General features: G+C 48.9%; 11 protein-coding genes. All 11 read right to left on the bottom strand.

The genetic code is table 11. From position 1 onward, the window contains the following. Positions 1 to 22 precede the first annotated feature (22 nt). Positions 23 to 1912, bottom strand: coding sequence for an ATP-dependent helicase ComFA (locus BBD41_RS16690; protein ID WP_099478251.1), 1890 nt, complete (start codon positions 1910 to 1912; stop codon positions 23 to 25). 363 nt (positions 1913 to 2275) lie between these two features. After that, positions 2276 to 2698 carry a hypothetical protein gene (locus tag BBD41_RS16685; RefSeq protein ID WP_099478250.1) on the bottom strand — a complete coding sequence of 141 codons (423 nt, stop codon included), beginning with the start codon at positions 2696 to 2698 and terminating at the stop codon, positions 2276 to 2278. Between the two features lie 190 nt (positions 2699 to 2888). Next, complete coding sequence (locus tag BBD41_RS16680) at positions 2889 to 3611, bottom strand: response regulator (RefSeq protein WP_007133256.1); 723 nt, start codon at positions 3609 to 3611, stop codon at positions 2889 to 2891. 4 nt (positions 3612 to 3615) lie between these two features. Further along, complete coding sequence (locus tag BBD41_RS16675; protein ID WP_077568421.1) at positions 3616 to 4770, bottom strand: sensor histidine kinase; 1155 nt, start codon at positions 4768 to 4770, stop codon at positions 3616 to 3618. Positions 4771 to 4815: 45 nt separating this feature from the next. Continuing rightward, positions 4816 to 7518 (bottom strand): phosphodiester glycosidase family protein, encoded by a 2703-nt coding sequence (locus tag BBD41_RS16670; RefSeq protein WP_099478249.1) that lies wholly within the window; start codon positions 7516 to 7518, stop codon positions 4816 to 4818. 339 nt (positions 7519 to 7857) lie between these two features. Further along, a complete protein-coding gene (gene metK, locus BBD41_RS16665; protein WP_099478248.1) occupies positions 7858 to 9063 on the bottom strand; it encodes a methionine adenosyltransferase in 1206 nt (401 codons plus the stop codon). A 387-nt stretch (positions 9064 to 9450) separates the two neighbouring features. Continuing rightward, positions 9451 to 9738, bottom strand: coding sequence for an alpha/beta-type small acid-soluble spore protein (locus BBD41_RS16660; protein WP_099478247.1), 288 nt, complete (start codon positions 9736 to 9738; stop codon positions 9451 to 9453). Positions 9739 to 9895: 157 nt separating this feature from the next. Beyond that, the gene (locus BBD41_RS16655) at positions 9896 to 10417 is read right to left on the bottom strand and encodes a hypothetical protein (protein ID WP_099478246.1); all 522 of its coding nucleotides are present in this window, start codon (positions 10415 to 10417) and stop codon (positions 9896 to 9898) included. Between the two features lie 75 nt (positions 10418 to 10492). Beyond that, a complete protein-coding gene (locus tag BBD41_RS16650; protein WP_099478245.1) occupies positions 10493 to 13531 on the bottom strand; it encodes an Ig-like domain-containing domain in 3039 nt (1012 codons plus the stop codon). Positions 13532 to 13900: 369 nt separating this feature from the next. Continuing rightward, on the bottom strand, positions 13901 to 14245 hold the full coding sequence (locus BBD41_RS16645) for a hypothetical protein (RefSeq protein ID WP_099478244.1): 345 nt from the start codon (positions 14243 to 14245) through the stop codon (positions 13901 to 13903). A 159-nt stretch (positions 14246 to 14404) separates the two neighbouring features. Then, positions 14405 to 18250 carry an S-layer homology domain-containing protein gene (locus tag BBD41_RS16640; RefSeq protein WP_237087115.1) on the bottom strand — a complete coding sequence of 1282 codons (3846 nt, stop codon included), beginning with the start codon at positions 18248 to 18250 and terminating at the stop codon, positions 14405 to 14407. Positions 18251 to 18414 lie beyond the last annotated feature (164 nt).

The following is an 18414-nucleotide window of genomic DNA, read 5'->3' as shown; positions in this document are numbered from 1 at the left end:
ATCGTCTCCTTCCAAAAAAATCTTATGTAAGCTCTATCCGCAAGTAGCCCCCTTTACCCGCAATCCGGTTCATCTGCTTGATCTGGCGTACGGCTTGACTCTGGCTCCGGGTCCATTGGGGAGCGGCGAACACCACCCGTCCGGCGGGATCATCCTTTGATCGTCCTGCCCGTCCTGCCATTTGGATGAGCGCGGCCTCGTCAAACAGATCGCTGTTGGCATCCACAATGTAGACGTCGCTCTTCGGTACCGTTACGCCCCGCTCGAGAATCGTCGTCGTGACTAGCAGCCGAATCTCCCGGTGGCGAAAAGCCATGACCTTGTCTGCACGCGCGGGATCGACGGAAGACGTTCCTTCCATTGGCATATCCGGCATCGCTTGCTGCAGCAGCTCAAGGAAGGGGGCAATATGGCGAATCCGGGAGACGAACAGGAACACCTGCGCCCCGCGCGACAACGAAGCTCTCAAGCTGCGCACTAAGGGGACCGGCAGCCGACGCTGCTGCAAACAGCGGTGCACCGGAAAGATCTTCAGCTTGCGAGGAACCGGCAGCGGATGTCCATGGAATCGGGCCGGAACCTTGGCATGGGGCAACTGTCCCCTGGCAGCCTCCCTTTGGAGGGGAGCAGGAGGAGTCGCCGACAAGTAGATGTATTTGCCCTCTTTCTTGCAAGCATTCCGGGCGGCATAAGCCAGCATCGGATCGTTATGATAGGGAAAAGCATCGATCTCATCAATAACCACGAGATCGAATGCCTCCCGAAACCGTAACAGCTGATGCGTTGTTGCCAGAGTGATGCTTCCCCGTTTCCACCGCTCCGGGCTCCCGCCATACAGCGTAATGACCTGCTCGTCCGGAAAAGCCTTCGACAACCGCGGGGCCAGCTCCAGCACGACATCACGTCTGGGGGCCGCCACCAAGACACGCCCGCCCGCGTCCAATACGGCTTGCAGCAGCGGAAAGATCATCTCGGTCTTTCCGGCGCCGGTGACCGCCCAGATGAGAAACCGGGCGGGCCCCGCGGAGCCCCCTGCGGGCGGCTCCGCCAAGAACCGCAGCGCAGCGCCGGCGGCGGCGCTCTGCGCTGCGCTCAGCCCCCACCGGCCCAAGGCCGCGGTGGGGGAACCCCCGGCCGTGCCCCGCACGGCCGGCCCTGCTGCGCCATGCAGCAGCAGGGTGCAAGCGCGGCTGCGCCCCATCGCGAGGCAGGCCTCGCAATAGGCGCAAGCCGCCGAGCCGCACGCGGCGCATGCCGTGCGGCTTCGGGCCTCGCTGCCGCATCGCCGGCAGCGGGGGGCCATGGCCCGGCCGCGGCGGAGCCGGCCGGGCGGCACCCGCGGGGCGGGCTCCGCCAGCCCCGCTTCCATGCGCAGGCGGCCCAGCAGGACGCCGAGCTGGGCCGCGGAGCGCCAGCCGCCGGTGACCCCGGCGGCTTCCGCCAGAAGAGCCTCGACCTCGCCGGCAAGCAAGGCTCGGCCCTCGATGGCGCAGATGAGCTGCTCAGCCTGCCTCATCAGCCCCGCCCATTCCTCGCGGCCGCTTGGCGTCCAACCGGACAGCACCGCGCGCTCATCAAGCACGTGAACATCCTGCGTGACGGCCCTCCATCTGGCTTGATTCCGCTCAGGCTCCTCGCTGACGCAGCTTGCGATCTGCTTATCCACATAGCATTGCCACTCGCCCGCATCCCATTGATCCATTTCTTGAAGCGGTCTGAACGTATCCCGGATTGAGGCTGCCCACCCCAGCGGGATCGAAGAAGCAAGGATAACGATACGAGGCGGACGGCCGCTGAACCCTTTGCGCCCCTCTCCGTCTCCATACCACCATTGCAAGTCCACCCGCATATCCAGTGAGAGATAGCATCGCCATGTATCCGGCGTCCGGACGGCATATACGATCATCTGCATATCCACGAACCTCCATTAACCATTGCTAAAGTTGGAATCTGATACATTCAAACCACAACAAGCATCCATGCAGCAGAAAATTCGAGTCCTATTTGAGGTCGTAAATTCCATTCCACGCCTATTCCATCAAAGGAGACTCCTCTCCCTTTCTTCACTGTACCGAACGAGGTTCGCAGTAAGAGATGCCTGCCTTGAATTGGATGCGCACCATTCGCTGGCGCGTGGTCAGAGCATCAGCCGCCTGAATTTTCTCCACAACGCAAAAAAGCACCCTCCTTCCATCTGGAATCGGAGTGTGCTTCACGCCTCTTTTGTTCCTATTCTATTCCAAAGCATCTTGGGACGAGTCGGCATCTTCATCGTTCATCCTTGGACATAAGGAATCCGGATCGCCTCGAGCGGGTTGCGCAGATCGATCGTCATGATCGGGGGGGCCCCCGCCTCCCCATCGGTGTCATGTAAGGGCGAATTGCCGGAGCGCCAAGTTCCGTACACCAGCTCAATGCCGGACAAAGGCGTTAATCGTTCGACAATCCGTAACGTATCGTCATGCGACTGGTCATCAAGGACGGTGACGCGAATCCGCGTCCCGCTCATTAGAGCATATAATGAAAGGGCTCTCAAGTACCATTCCACCTGCCGCTCATGGTTGGACGTGATCAGCACGTAATGCATGCGCCGCTTAGGGTCTTTACTTTTTCTCCGAAGATGTCGGGCGTGAATAACATGAACCAGAAGGGCAGCGATGCCGTACACCGCAAGGATCCACAGCAAATGGGCAACCATGAGGCTCACCTCCTTCTCATATCCACAATATATGCCGATATGGAAGAGACGGTGACAGTTATGTAACGGGCAGCCCACACCGAAGCCTGCCGTGGCGGCTCAAAAGGCGTTCGCTTCCCACCGGAAAGGAATCCGCCCAGGCAGCCCTCCTAAGTTATTACTCGTCCATGCGCCCCATACGAGCGAACAATTATAGCGTTACCCAGCCATATTTAATGGAATTGATAACGGCTTGGGTACGGTCGTCGACCTCCATCTTCTGCAAAATGCTGCTGACGTGGTTTTTAACCGTTTTTTCGCTAATGAACAGATATTCCCCAATCATCTTGTTGCTCTTGCCTTCTGCCATCAGTCTCAGCACTTCCGCTTCGCGGCGTGTCAGCGGATTATTCTCCCCTGCCACAAACTTGACGCCGGCCTCGCGCGTACCGCTCTCTGCCATTGCGCCTGCCTCGTTCACGTAGGTCATGCGGCGGAGCTGGTGAATCAGTTTGCCTGTAACCTTCGGATGGATAAACGCATACCCTTCATGCACGGAACGAATGGCGTTAATCAGCGATTCCGCCTCCATATCCTTCAAGAGATACCCGTTTGCTCCTTTGCGAAGCGTCTCGAACACGTAGCTCTCGTCATCATGAATGGAAAGAATAATAACCTTGATCTCCGGGAACATTTCACGAAGCTTCTCGGTTGCCTGAACCCCGTTCTCGGTCGGCATATTAATGTCCATCAGTACGATATCCGGCTTCACCTCGTTGCAGAACTCCAGCACCTGAATGCCGTCTCCGCATTCGCCGATGACGTCGATGTCGTCCTCCATATTTAAAATGCGCTTGAGACCCTCCCTAAATAATTGGTGGTCATCCGCTAATAATACTTTAATCAGTGTATTCTCATTTTCTAAGTGTTCCATCCCATTACTCCTTTCCCTTTTCTACGTTCGTCGGGATATGAATGATGATCTTCGTCCCTTGATTCTCGGCTGATTCGATCTCCATTCTCCCTTCGAGCAGCTCAACCCTCTCCCGCATGCCAATTAACCCAAAGTGGTCCTTGCTCTTCTGTTCCAGCAAGTCGACATTGAATCCCAGGCCGTTGTCTTGTACGACAATCTTGACCAATTGAGCCTGGTACGTAATTTCCACCAATACATAAGTCGGGTAAGCATGTTTTGCAGCATTCGTAAGTGCTTCCTGCACCAAACGGTAGATGGCCGCCTCCATCGCAGAAGAGAGACGATGCTCTTTCCCCCGTGTTTCGAAGATCGTGCGGATTTTGGATTTCTCTTCATAATCATGCACATATTTACGCAGCGTGGGGATTAATCCTAGATCATCGAGTGCCATTGGACGCAGATTGAAAATAACCTTTCGCATTTCCTCCAGGCTTGAGCGAACCTGCCCCTTCAAATCTACTATTTCGTCCTGCACCATCTTAAATTCCTGCTTAGCTAGCATTCTTTCTACAATTTCCGTCCTAAGAACCAGATTGGCAAGCAACTGTGCAGGACCATCGTGGATTTCCCGGGATATCCGTTTGCGTTCTTCCTCCTGGGCCAGGATAATTTTCAGACCGATGACCTGCCGGTTCTTCGCAGATTCGATAATACGGGACACCTGCCCCAGCTCACCGGACAAGTACTCCAGCACCACGCCCATCTGGGATCCGATCGATTCGGCTCGCTCGACGGAATTCTCCACGTTGCGGACGCGCTTTTGCAGCTCATCCCGCCTTGCCTTCAAGTACATTTCCTTCTCCCGGTAGATCATGAGATCCAGCTGCAGCTGCGTCGCCTTCTCGTAAGCCTGCTTGATATCCTCTTCCTTATACCGGACAAAATCCCGGCTGACTTCCGTCAGCCGGATCCGGGAACGGCGATAATTCAGTTCGAGTTGGTCCACTTTTTCCAAGGTTTCCGTCGTTTCCTTCAAAGTCCGCTTTAGTTCCTGATTCAGAGACACGAGCTCCTGCCGAGACGCCTCCAAAATTTCGAACATCTGGTATTTGCTGTCCTCCATCACTTTGATGGCATTCTTTATGACACGGTCGATGGCATCGGCTTGATAATCCACGCACTCTACTCCATTTCTAACGTTTCATATACATATCATACCATATCATGATTCGATCGTAACGGTCTTCGTGTTCTTGTCCCATTTTACTTTAAGGCCTAATTGCTCGGAAACGAGACGAAGAGGGACTAAAGTCCTACCTCCTTGTACCATAGGTGCTACAGCAGCCGAGTGGCGCTTGCCGTTCAAAATAAATTCCTTCTTGCCGACGGTCAGCTCCAGCAGCATGCCGCCTCTCAATACGCCTACCCGCTGTGCGGATTGATTCCAGGTGGCTTGTCCGCCAAACGCGTCCAGCACATGCTTAATCGGAACATACGTCGTTCCGTTCTTCAGAATTGGGGCCGAATCAATCGCTACCTTGGATCCGTTAAGCACGAGAGATTTTTGCCCGATCGTCATGACCGCCTTGCCTGTCGGAAGACCTTCGTTGCCCGCCACAGCCGGCATCGTAAACCGTATATCATCAAAGGATACCGAGCCTGTCAGGGCGCGCTCATCCTGTCCCTCATCCACATTCACGACGTACATGCGCTTCAATTGGGCAGGGAATGCGATATTGTAACCGGTCAGGTCAATATTCAGCGTTTTCCAACCGGTCCAGTCGATCGCCTTGGCCAAATCAACATAGACGGTCTTGCCATTGTTGTCCTTCAGCTCAGCCCGGAGCCAGTTCAGGCTGCTATCTCCTTCCACGTCGATCGCCATGGACGTTGCTTGTGCCGGAATCGTTTTACCGGTTGTACCGTTGAACTCGGCATATGCATACATCTTCTGTCCAAGCCCGCCGGTCATATCATAGGTCAGCTTCAGCACCTTCGAGTCGGCGTGGCTTTCGCTTCCCTTCACGATGGATGCCGTACCGGTTACAGAAGGCACATTCGTTGTGAATTTGATCGGATAGCTTGCGTTTTCAAAGTTCTCCCAAGTGCTTTCCCCCGCCGCGGACAAAATAACAACCGTGCTGAAGCCGTCATATCTAGCAATTGCATACCCTACCTTGGTGTTGCTGTTTACGGAAGTAACGGTCAGGCGGCCGTCTTTGACGCTGCCCTTAAACCCGATGAATTCCCACTTCAGCGTACTGTTTGGAACCTCCAGGCTTTGCCCCGATCTCGTAACAGCCGTAACCGGAACAGATACGCTTGTTCCTGCCTTAAGCGGCGCACTGGATACCGCTGTCGTCAGCGCTGCCAGATCATCGGCTCCCAGCACGTTCACCTGCATCGCTGCCTTTGTGCCGCTGCTAACCGCAGTCAGTGTGGATGTTCCCGGCTTTACGGCCTTAATGCTCTGGCCGTTGATTGCGAGATTACCGTTGCTGGATTTCCAGGTCGGCTTGATCGATCCCGCATCAATCGGGTTGTAGTAGGTGTCGTAGCCCTTCAGTTCATATGACCCTGTCTGGCCGATCAGGAGCGTGCTGCTGCCGCTAACCTTTAAGCCTTTCAGGCTGCCTTTAGGAGCTGTGGAGAACACGCCTAGCGCGTTTACGACGCTACGCTGCGTGGTGCCGTATTCCGTAGGGAATGTGAGCTCCGTATTCATTTCCGCCAACGGGCGATTGACCATCGTCGTGGATCCGCCGCCATCCAGATTCATGCCCTTCCATACTCCGATTTTGCTCATGAAATCCTGGAGCTGCTGCAGGGTCATGCCTGTGCTGCCGTCATTGCGCTCGGTTGCGATCAGATACGCATAACGGCCATCCTTCGAGTAGCCTACAGCCGTCCGGGCACGGGTGCCGCCGAGATCGTTGACGTTGCGGGAGAACGAAGCGGCTTTGCCGTTATCCACCAGAATCGTATGACCGCCGATCATCATTTGGAGTGAGGAAGGATCCAGCTTCTGACCCGATTTTTTAGATACTAGGGTGTAATCCGCCGTCAGCTTCTGACCGACCTCCAGGTTATTCTTCACGAATTCGGCAGCTGCTCCGTGAGTACGAAGAACATAGCTGCCTTCCGGGACTGCTGTCGGCAAGCCTGCCATAACGGATATGTCCGTAATGACGCCGTCCGTTACCATAACCTCTGTTGGTGTCGTCGAGCTATTTAATGGACGGTCAATGGCCTTCCAGGCGCTAGTGTACAAATACGCTGCGTTCACATGACTGAAGGTCGATCCGGTACCCTCCGGGTTGTAAGCTGTTTTGTTAATGCCTGCGAGCGGGAACGTTGCTCCATTCTCAGCCGTGATGCTTCCTGAAAAAGCAAACTCATCCAAGATCGGCTTGCCATCCTTGGTGACGGCAAATGCATACATTCCCTTCAGCGCGGATGGAGAGGACATGAGATCGCCATTGGACACTTGAGGACCCATTGGAGCCCCTTCGCGATTCGTAATGAAGAAGTCGCCGTTAATCGCGGCAACCGCCCCATGCTCCTTGGCCATACCGCCTGTGCTCTGTCTTGTTGTAAACTGGTTCCCCTTGCCTGCCATCACATCCAGCTTCACATACGGGTTGTTTAAGTCGACACGGACGACATTGGCATGCGATTTCGCGCCGGTGCTGCTCGTATATTGATACTTCATCAATACAGCACCAGAGGTGATAATCTCTTCTCCAAGCTTCTTGACCGACGTCGTTGCCGCATAGGCGACGGAGGCTGGTGACAGCTTGTCTATCACAGGCAAACTGCCGCTAAGTACGGGGCTCACCCAGATGACCCCTGCCAACGTAACGATTAACCATTTTTTACCTACTGTTGTTTGGTTTGACTTCAGTGCTTTCCCCTGTCTTGCCATGTAATCGTAACTCTCCCATCTCTTTGTTCAACACATATGCCGAACATGTAAAGTCTCTAATTAATAGACTTCATTTTTGAGGAAAAGTTACGATTTTGTTATAAAAAAACGCTTGGGCGTATTCTACACCAACTCTTTCTGATTTCACAGGTGGATTTTTTGGCAGGATTGGCGCCCCTGTCCTATTCTACTATATATTCGTGCAAAAATGACAGTTTTGTCATATAACCCTTTCCTATTTTACCATAAATTAAGCCAAAAAAAGCTGATACCCTTAGCAGGCATCAGCTTTTTAAAAAGTTACTTTTTTGTAATAATCATTGTTTCAAATGATGATGCTTAGTTGGCTTGAGCTTGCTCCTTCAGAGCCTCAGCCTTGTCTACGCGCTCCCATGGCAGGTCGATATCGGTACGGCCAAAATGTCCGTAAGCCGCTGTTTGCTTGTAGATTGGGCGGCGAAGATCCAGCATGCGGATAATGCCAGCCGGACGCAGGTCAAAGTTATTGCGAACGAGCTCAACGAGCTTCTCTTCGCTGACTTTACCGGTGCCATAGGTATCTACGCTGATCGATACCGGATTTGCGACACCAATCGCGTAAGCAAGCTGAATTTCGCATTTGTCCGCCAGGCCGGCAGCAACGAGGTTTTTAGCCACGTAGCGGGCCGCGTAAGCCGCGGAACGGTCGACTTTTGTAGGATCCTTGCCGGAGAATGCACCGCCTCCATGACGAGCGTAGCCGCCGTAGGTGTCGACGATGATTTTACGTCCGGTCAGACCGGCATCCCCTTGAGGACCGCCGATAACAAAACGTCCCGTTGGGTTAATGAAATATTTAGTTTCCGTATCCAGCAGTTCGGCTGGAACGACCGGAAGAATGACGTGCTCTTTGATGTCCTTCTGGATTTGCTCCAGCGTAACTTCCTCTGCATGCTGCGTCGATACGACAATCGTGTCTACACGAACCGGCTTGTCGCCGTCATATTCAATCGTAACTTGCGTCTTGCCGTCTGGACGCAGGTAGCTAAGCGTACCGTCTTTACGTACCTCGGACAAGCGACGAGCGATGCGGTGAGACAATGCGATCGGCAGCGGCATGAGCTCAGGCGTCTCGTTAGTTGCAAAACCAAACATGAGGCCTTGGTCGCCGGCACCGATGTTCTCGGTTTCCTTATCCACTTGGGAAGGATCACGACTCTCCAGTGCAGCGTTTACTCCCTGTGCAATATCGGCCGATTGCTCATTCAGCGATGTCAGCACCGCGCATGTATTGGAATCAAAACCGTATTTTGCACGCGTGTACCCAATTTCCTTCACGGTGTTCCGTACGATGGATGGGATATCCACGTATTCTGATTTTGTACTAATTTCACCAATGACCAATACCAGACCTGTAGCAACGGAGACTTCGCAAGCCACGCGCGCATTCGGGTCGTTAGCCAAAAATGCATCGAGTACCGCATCGGAAATCTGGTCACAAATTTTATCCGGATGTCCTTCAGTTACGGACTCTGATGTAAATAAACGTCGCCCTGTTAAAGACATGAGATCAACCTCCCATATAAATAGTATGTGAATATTCAAGAGGTCCTACACAAAAAATGAACCTTTTCCGACAGGAAAAGGTTTGAAATGTACAATCCTCAACATGCATATTAACGTATTTGTTACCAGGTGTCAATCCAGTTATCCGCCTGTTTTCAAGGATTTTCTTGGATGTTTTCAAGGCGAGGCAAATACTTAAATGTTTCCTACAATCGCTGTTGGTTTCAGATGTCCTGATTGTACAAAACCTAATACAGTAGAATTCTAAAACCAAAGGCGACACCGGCTTATGCTTTCGATGTAGCTTTCCTTCAGAAAGCTCTCGACTTTTTCGGAATCATTTACTCCCTTGCCTTCATCAGTTTCTAGTGTAAATTATGAGACCATTTACAATCTGCCGAACAGGCTCTGCTCTGCATTTCGTACAAGACGTTTGGTAATTTCTCCACCAACGGATCCGTTCTCACGGGAAGTGAGATGACCCCAACCCGGACGGCGGCTTGATGAGCCGCCTCCAATTGCTCCAAGTTCTGAGCCGAATTCGGTATCGGCACCATTCGAGCTGCTGCCATATCCTACATTCAAACCAAACTCAGCGGCAATTTCATATTTCATCTGATTCAGCATTTGACGGCTTTCCGGAACGATCTGGCGATTACGATTGCTGCGTGGCATATTAAAACACCTCCTGTAAATGTGATTACAGAAGTATTATTTGTTTAATATATGGTACGCACACGTATTAAAGCTTGTCACTGCTGGCAATAATTATAGGAACGCGGTTATCCATAAAACGCTTGGCATTAGTGGATTGAACTTTTAATACCTGGCTTTATTTGATGGTATAGCCGCCACGCACCATGACAATGAGACCATTCTTTTGCCCTTCCTTCACCTGAATGCCACGGCCTTCACGCGGGAAGGAAAGCAGATGGTTCTTCGGCGCAGCTTGTCCATTGAGCAGGTCCTTACCATCTGTAAGATCGGCAACACCATTGGAGTCTTCCGTGTAGATTACGGCATTACCCGAACGCACAATAAATTCTGCACCAGCATCTGCAATCAGAATTTTACCAGGCTTCAAGGCAACGTTCTTTACTTCATCCGAGCCTTGGGAAGGTTGCGTTGGAGTGGTTGGGTTCGTTGGGGTAGTAGGGTTTGTTGGAGTCGTTGTCCCTCCACCACCATTTAGCGCTTTTTGGATTTGTTGATCCACGTAGCTCTTGGTCACGACCGGATCATCGGCTGTGCCGGGGGTGGTGCTGGCGCCGTTGGCGGGGGTGTTGAGGATTGATCCTATATATAGAGTAAAACCAAGAACAACAAATGTAATTAATATCTTAAATTTTCTCATAGTCCCTCCATGATCATTTCTATACAGAAAAAGCAAGGGGCTATATAAGCACCCTTGCTCCTTCTAAAGTGTTACTTATTTTACTGTACGAATCGCGTCAAATGCTTTAACAGCGTTACCAGCTACGTCTTGAACGTATCTAGCGTTTTCACGGATACCGATAGTGTACAATCCTTCTCCATTTTCAACAGTTGGATCAGTGATTACAACTTGCAGAGTGTCCGCGTCAACTTTCACGATTTCAAAGTACGCTTTTTGGTTAGCAGTATCAGATTTAACTGGAATGCTTGATGTAGCACCAGTCAAACGTGTTACTACAAAGTCTTGAGCAAGAAGATCTTCATTGATGTTACCTTTCAAAGCTTCTGTGAAGTCAACAGTTGCTGTGTAAGTAGCAGCTGTAACGTTAGTTTCCACTTTGAAAGTAGTTTGATCTTTTGCAAGTTTAACTTCTGGAGCAACTTTGTCAGCCAGAGTATAGGTAGTAGAACCTACAGTTACAGGAGCGCCAGCTTGCCCCAGTTTAATAGTACTTTGTGCAACCGTACGGAAGTCTGCTTCGTTAAATACAATGGTCAGACCTGCAGTAGTATAGATAGGATCAACCAATTCTACAGTAACGATGTTAGTGTTGTTTGCAGTAACATTTGCAACAGTAACCTCGTTACCGCCAACATAAGCTTTAACATCAGCAATTTGACCTACGAAGCTTTCAACTGCTTGGCTAACCTTCACTTCTACTTTCTTAGTGGAAACGAGCGCACCTGTGTGGCCGTCACCATAAGTTGCGGAAGCATTAAGCTTGTTATAATCACCTACAAGGATATCTCCTGTGGTAAAGTCCTCAAGGAAGTTACCTGCGAGGTCTTTAACGCCTTGAACGCGGATTGCAGTCCAAAGAGCGGAAGTTACATCGCGACCATTGATTTGTACTGGCAAGTCGATAACTACGCCTTTACCATTCTCGATCACGGAGATAACTGCGTTGCTAGGAAGTGCAGTTGCCTTACCATCGAAAGTGATTGTATAGTGTGCAGGATTAGTCAAAGATGCTACATCCATAGCTTCGCTGAAGTAAATTACTGCACGACGAGCTTCATTATCGATTTTGAAGGAAGCTCCTGCAAATTTAGGTGCACCTGTGTCACCTACTGTGAATGTAGTAGTGTAATCAAGAAGCACGTTTCCAAGAACCGTGTTATCTCTGATACCTTTAACTTCCAGCGTGTTAGTTCCTTCTGGCAATGCCGAGAAGAAGTTAACTTCCAGAACGTTGTTAGTGCCGGACTTCAGGTTAGCGCTGGATACTGGACGCACTTTACCGTCTTTGTCCTTAACTGTGATCAACGAAGTCCAGGATTGCGATGGAGCAATACCTTTGCTGAATGTGATCAACAATTGTTTGGAATTTGTTTGGTTAACACGAGCATCAACTACTTGCGGACGCTCTGTATCAACAGTAGCTGTAATTTGTTTGGAAGTTTCAGTGATTTGGTTACCGGAGTAATCCTTCACACCTTCAACATAGATGTTAGTTGCATAAGTAGGAAGTGCATTCGCAGCACTGAAGTATACTTCATATTTGTTAGCTGCAATTCTTACAACACTGTCCGGCTTAATTTTGGTTGCTCCACGCAAGTGGTAGATGTTTTCTTTGAGAACAGTATCACTGTCAACATCTTCGCTGAAAGTGAGCGTTAATTTCTCAAGAGTTCCAACTGCCTCAGCAATTGTTGGAGCTGTTTTGTCTTCAACTACTGTGAATTTATGTTCGGACTTCAAAGATTTGAAGTTATTGAAATCTGTAACACCTTCAACAGTCAGCGTGTGCTCACCTACAGGTAAATCAGACTTAATAATCAATTCACGTCCGTTATACTGGCTGCTGCCATAGAAGCCTTTACCATCCAGCAAGAAGCTGGCAGTGTAAGTTTGTTGTACCGGCTCGCTAAACACGATCTTAACCGCTTTAGTACCAAGACCAGTTACACTTACTACTTCTGGAAGAGCTACGTCAACTGGAGTGAATTCAATATTGGAAGCAGAAATCACTTTAGTTCCAGCTTTGATACCAGAAACGGTCAAGCTATATTTTTGTTGGTTGTTCAGCTTAGTTTTAACCGTCAACGTAACTGCATTTCTCGCATCATTCAGAACTGCAGATTCTACATCAACGCCGCCGCTCAGTTTGTAGTTGTCCTTGATTTGAGCAGTTGTTTTGTCAACTTCGCCATCAAAGGTAACTACTACTTCTTTAAGGTTGCTTGCTGCAACACCCTGCACTTTGGAAGCATCAGTTACAACCCACTTAACTGTTTCAGTGTAGTTGTAGTTGTTATGTGTGAATTTAACTTCAGTATCTTTGTTAGGTACAAGCGCAGTTTCAAGGTTTACTTTAACAACTTCGTTGTTAGCAAGAGTAAACTCAACAGTGCGGCCGTTGTCAGATACCTTGTAGGAAACTACTTTTGGTTTTTGTTGGGACAGGTAGATGTCATAAGCAACTTCAACCAGTTGAGCACGAGTAGCGTTCGCTTTAGGGTTAGCTTTAGCGTCTACCAGACCAGCGTTGATTGCTGCTTGAACATAACCTTTAGCCCAGTCAGAAGCGTTGTTGTTAGTTTCTGTTGGGATTTCAAGTTTTTGAGCAACAACGAGAACCTTCGCCATTTCTTGAACGGTGATTTTACCGTTGAAGTCGAAGATCATTTTCGTTGTGTTCTTACCTTGCATCAAACCAGCAGAGTAAACAGCTTCTACATAAGGAGCTGGCCATTTGCTAGCTTTGTAGTTCTTGTCTTTGAAGGAAGCTTTGCCTTGGATTGGCTCAAGACCCATGATGCCAACCAGAACTTTCGCGAACTCAGCGCGAGTCATTTCCTTCTCAAGACCAGCAGATCCGTCTGGGTAGCCAGAGAAGATCTTAGCTTCTTTAAGTACGTCATACTTTTGTTGCGTGTTAAGTGCGTCGTCACCGAATGCAACAGAAGCAAACATGGAGAATGCCATTGCTGTAGACAGTGCTACGGATAAAATTTTCTTCATAACCTTTTTTTCTCCTCCTTGAATCATCACTTGATTGTTTTCTTTAATTTGGTAGCTCTTGTCACTCATTAGCCCTGCACCTCCTTTCCCGAGTTGAGCATAAATCATAAATGATGTCTGTGACGAGATCACAGAATCTTGTTAACGAGAGAACACTACATACTAGAATAGATTCCTAATCCTACCTAGGTATTATACAACGAGTCCCCAGCACCGTAAAGAACAATTTTCTAATTTATAGACAAGTTTCTTCTTCAGGTTAAACTTGGTTGCCTCATTGGGTTCTACATTATAAACGTTTAATTTTCCGAAAAGTTGCGGGGGGTGCAAAGTTTTTTTTAAAATTTTTTTCGAAGTTTTTTTACTTCCTCTAACAACAAGGGTTTTCCATGTAACGACAACAAAAAAAGACGCCCTTAAGGCGTCTCTTGTTGAACTCTATCGAATCTTCATGGCAAGCTGGATAATTTTTGCGCGCATCTCCGGATCCTGATTCAATCTGCTGTACATCAAATCGATCTCCGCTTTATTCGAACGATAAGTCTTGTCGTGTTTAATGGTTGTATGGGACCACTCGATCAACGCATTCTCGGCTAAGGTCAGTTCATTGAAGGAATCATGAAAGCCGGTCTCTAGTACGAGCTCCTCCATAATTTCTTGCGTTATCTCATTATGAGCGGCACGAGCCAGCTCAATCTTCTTCTCCATTACTTTGGCTTTATCTTCAAACTTCGTCTTCGCCTTCATGTAGTCGAGCTGCGCTTTGGATAAAATCGGCTTCATAAATTCATCTTCACCCTCTAAAAATAGTATGTGCTTCCGCTATTGTAGCGTATTCCATATCAAATTACAAAAATTAGATTTTGGAAAACGCTGTCTGCTTCTTGAAAATAAAAGCTCCCGCCGCGAATTATTTTACGGCAGGAGCAGGTATGTTTCAACCTAACTTAAATTTTTAGGGAATAAGTCCGTACTTTTCTTCAATAATTCTACCGCGATTTTAGCCGCTTCGGCCCGGGTTAGATTTCCTTTTGGATTGAAGTTGTACAGAGGCTTCTTCTGTCCTTCAACCGTAAACGGACTGCCTTCCATAATCTTCGCTTTGGAAACGGCGACAACAGAAGGACGTGCATAGAAATCCACTCTGGCTGCATCAGCAAAGGACTTAGACAACGTGTCACCAAGCTTATTGTCATTCGTAGCAAGCTTCAATTGAAGTGCACGGGCGATCATGACGGCCGCTTGTTCTCGGGTCACTCGCTGCGTTGCACCGAAGAAGCCATCTCCAAGCCCTTGAATGATCCCGGCTCTTGCTGCGGTTTCAATATGCTCGTAGCTCCATGTTGTTGTGCTCGTTCCTGGTTGGATATCGATAAAGGTTGGCTGGTTATCATAGTTCAGCGGCAGATCCAATCCTTTAACCAGCAGCATCGCAAACTCGCCCCGTGTCGTTTGGTCATCCGCACCAAATTCACCAAAGCGGAGATTATTCATAATGCCTTTGGCATAAAGAGCGTTTAGGACATTTCGCGCCCAAGGATGGTTCGTGATGTCACTGTACCCAAGCCGCATCTTCATGACCTTGTAGTAACCAAAATGGTCAAACGACACGGTTATCGTATTATTTTTCGTATCCACAGCCCCACCGATGTTCTCCCATCTACCGTTATCCGTATAGCGGAAAACGGTAACCGTAGTGCCGGCTTCATCAACGATGTTTCCGTCGAAGGAAAGCGTCAATTCTCCTCGCTGGGACGGAACAATTTTACGATCCGGCGTAAATTCTGTGAAATTCCCTTCTATTGAGTACGGAGCGAGTCCGTTCGTACCCGGCTTATAGCCGTTTTGTCCCCGATCATTCTGTTCTCCAATTCCGCCATGAATCCAGTAAATATCGGATACAAGCGAGAAATTGCTGGTGTCTTCCGAAGAATTGAAACGCTGAACTAAATACTCAGGAATTTTAATGGTATTCGCTCCGCCTGGCGTACGGTCATCGTTCGTTACGTTAATAATGTTACCGTAATCGTTCCGACGTTCAACTACGCCGTCCTTAGGATCAGCAATGCCAAACAAAATTTTATTGTCCGGATAGAATTTGGTCACACCTGACCCCGATACATTTGCTGATTGAAGCACAGTTCCCTTAGGGAAGGAAAGCTGAAGCTTCTTATTGAATACCGAATATTTATTTGATACCTTTTCGGCCATAAACTGAGAATCCACTGTCACTGCGCCTGTGTAATACACATAGATCGATTCTTTAATCGTACCGCCCGGACGAGTAATTTGAATGTCGATCTTATTCGACTTGTTTGCTTTCAGCCCTACATAATCAAGTACAAACCGATTATCCATATCGGCACGTTTTACGGCAGGCTCTTTACCGACTAGAACTTCAGTCGCTCCCTCCGCTTCAATATCGAAACGAACGAAGTTTTTATTTACAACAATTTGATCACCTACAGTAGGCTGAGGAGACAGAATGCGATATGGAACTACTTCCCTCAAAATTTCTAACCGCTGCGTCGTCCGCGCCCCGGTTCCGTTGATGAGCTCCAAATTATACACATGGCTGCCCGGCTGCTCAAATGGAATATCCTGAATCCGAAGGATAAAGTCCGACTCATTGCCGGCAAAGCTGAACGTGTAATCCTTGCCATTGAAAGTAAAGGTCGACGAGGTAACATGGTCAACCCCAGCTCTGTCTTTAATATCTCTGTGGAAGAACAACTGTGATCCAAAGTAAATATTGAGATTAGAAGCACCATTACCTCTCAGAACCAAATCATACTTCTGCTGACTGGTTACATATTTGTCCGTGTTCCACACAAAGTCAGGCGTTACCGAAAAAATACGGTTCATTTTATCTTCAGGATAGTTAGCCGGATTGTCTCGATCAAATGGCTCGCGGACCGGTACGGACAGGGTTGGCATAAACTTGGTAATCGTCGAAATGTTCGTGTCAATAATATAAATTTTAAGTTCTTTACGAACTACCCGTTCATTACCGGCTGCATCCGTAGCCGTTCCGGTAAAGACAATCCGGTTTTCCCCATAAACGAGCGGACCCGCTGCATCAATTTTAAAGTTAAAATCGAACAACGCTTTTCCTTGGCTGATTGTCAACCATCCACCTGGATTATTTGGATCCGGATCCATATTAATTCCGTTGACGAATACTTGGGCACTCGATTTGAAGAATGTGCTGTTTACATTTTCAAAGCCGATATACTCCCCTTTTACGTTCAGTGTATGAGTCGTGCGGGAGTCGAAGGAATAGGTTTGTCCATCATGCAAGTTGGCAATATAAATATAGTTTTTGGACACATAAGAAATATCAGCCGTAAATACGGACGTTGAACCTGCATAGTTAAAGCCCACCTTCTGTTGTCCGTTCGAAAATCCGGTAATCCGGTATACTTCCTCATTAGCTGAAAGACCAGGAGGCTGCGGTGATACTCGCGTCAGCGAAATCGGCTTCGTGCCAAGCGGCAAATATTTAGCTTCGAGCTGTGTACTCGCTGGCTTGTCTGTCTTTACAACGATATAGAAGTCAGCTGTATCGGTCTGCGAACCGTTCAATGGAATTCGAGTCACTTTACTTATATCGTTTGTTCCGTTATACCCAGGAAGCAGATCGACCCCTGTGATAACAACTTCATTCGGGAGATATTTGTAATTCACATTATAAGTTGCAGAAAAAGTATCGTACGTTACCACAAGATTAACGGTCTGGGTCCCCGACGATATCGGGAAAGACTGGGTTCTGAACTTTGCCAAACGATAAGCCGGCGTCACGCCGTCCGGACCTGGAATGACCGTTTCGCTAATCACCGATGATACCGGCGTGATTGGTTGTCCAGCAACACTATACGTTGCGCTTCCCCCAAAGGCCGAGGAATGATACGGAACAAGAATCTCCACTTCCAGGTCTGCAGTCGTCCCAGCGCTCGTCAATGTCGGTGTCTTGTCCAGCGCTGGATATGGATTGCCGTCATGGATGATATCTATGCTGGTAAATGGCTTGGTCGTATCAAAAAAGTAAACGCTGCGATTAATCTTGATGGAATCCGATGCATTTTTGATAACCAGTTCAATCGTATTCAAGCCTGGTTTGAAGTTTAAAGCAGGCGTGAAAAATGTTCCATCATTCAGCAATGAAGAGATAAACGCCGTCCCGCCGTTAAGGGCTACCGTAACTTGCGTGGCATTCTTCGCGTTCCCCTGCAGGGTTCCAACCCCGTTCGCAACAACGACGTGGGTCCCTTCGTTCAGGTTGATCGGTGTAGGCCCCCCCATTAATTGCAGGCTCTCGATATACGGAACTTTGTCATAAAGAACGTAGAAAGTATCCGAACGCTCTACATTCCCTTGCATTCCTGAAAAAGTCACCTTGTTGAATCCTGAGAAGAGAGTCAAATTGCTGGCGGTAAACTTGTTCGTTGCATTCGGATCGGCAGTAACCGGTGCCGTGATCGTATTCGTGCTGTCTGTTACCCAACGTACTCCCCCGCCTGTAACCGGTTGGGAACTCAGCTGCTCGATTTTAACCGACAGTGTGTTATTGGATACATGGGAATACACCCCGGTTATGGTCAAAGCCGGATTGCTCGTCTTGTACACGTTATCCCGTGTAATCTGAGAAGCTCCCGGTTCGGTCGTCAATAAAGCCGTGCTTCTGAACTCAACGATATCCGGAATAAAGTAAGTTGCTGCAGACGGGGCTGCATAGGCAGGACGAGCCAAGCCTGCGGGCAGCAGGGTGACCAGCATCGCCGTCAGCATCAACCAGACAATCGATCGTTTTATACGCTGCATGTCAGTTCAATCTCTCCCTTGGTCATTTTATTCGTAACCTTGCTTCCTATATATATCGGTCCCATACATTCAATTTTTTAGAAAAAACACAAAAAAGCCTCACCCTTTTCGGGTGAGGCCTGCATGTCCAA

The sequence above is a fragment of the Paenibacillus ihbetae genome (assembly GCF_002741055.1).
Lineage (GTDB): Bacteria > Bacillota > Bacilli > Paenibacillales > Paenibacillaceae > Paenibacillus_AQ > Paenibacillus_AQ ihbetae.
The sequence above is the reverse complement of the archived record's forward strand: the minus strand, read 5'-3'. Positions and strand labels throughout refer to the sequence as shown.

Bases quoted from the DNA above. Each gene is read 5' to 3' on its own strand.
- BBD41_RS16690 (WP_099478251.1), bottom strand. From the start codon at position 1,912: ATGCAGATGATCGTATATGCCGTCCGGACGCCGGATACATGGCGATGC.
- BBD41_RS16685 (WP_099478250.1), bottom strand. From the start codon at position 2,698: ATGGTTGCCCATTTGCTGTGGATCCTTGCGGTGTACGGCATCGCTGCC.
- BBD41_RS16680 (WP_007133256.1), bottom strand. From the start codon at position 3,611: ATGGAACACTTAGAAAATGAGAATACACTGATTAAAGTATTATTAGCG.
- BBD41_RS16670 (WP_099478249.1), bottom strand. From the start codon at position 7,518: ATGGCAAGACAGGGGAAAGCACTGAAGTCAAACCAAACAACAGTAGGT.
- metK (WP_099478248.1), bottom strand. From the start codon at position 9,063: ATGTCTTTAACAGGGCGACGTTTATTTACATCAGAGTCCGTAACTGAA.
- BBD41_RS16660 (WP_099478247.1), bottom strand. From the start codon at position 9,738: ATGCCACGCAGCAATCGTAATCGCCAGATCGTTCCGGAAAGCCGTCAA.
- BBD41_RS16655 (WP_099478246.1), bottom strand. From the start codon at position 10,417: ATGAGAAAATTTAAGATATTAATTACATTTGTTGTTCTTGGTTTTACT.
- BBD41_RS16650 (WP_099478245.1), bottom strand. From the start codon at position 13,531: ATGAGTGACAAGAGCTACCAAATTAAAGAAAACAATCAAGTGATGATT.
- BBD41_RS16645 (WP_099478244.1), bottom strand. From the start codon at position 14,245: ATGAAGCCGATTTTATCCAAAGCGCAGCTCGACTACATGAAGGCGAAG.
- BBD41_RS16640 (WP_237087115.1), bottom strand. From the start codon at position 18,250: ATGCTGACGGCGATGCTGGTCACCCTGCTGCCCGCAGGCTTGGCTCGT.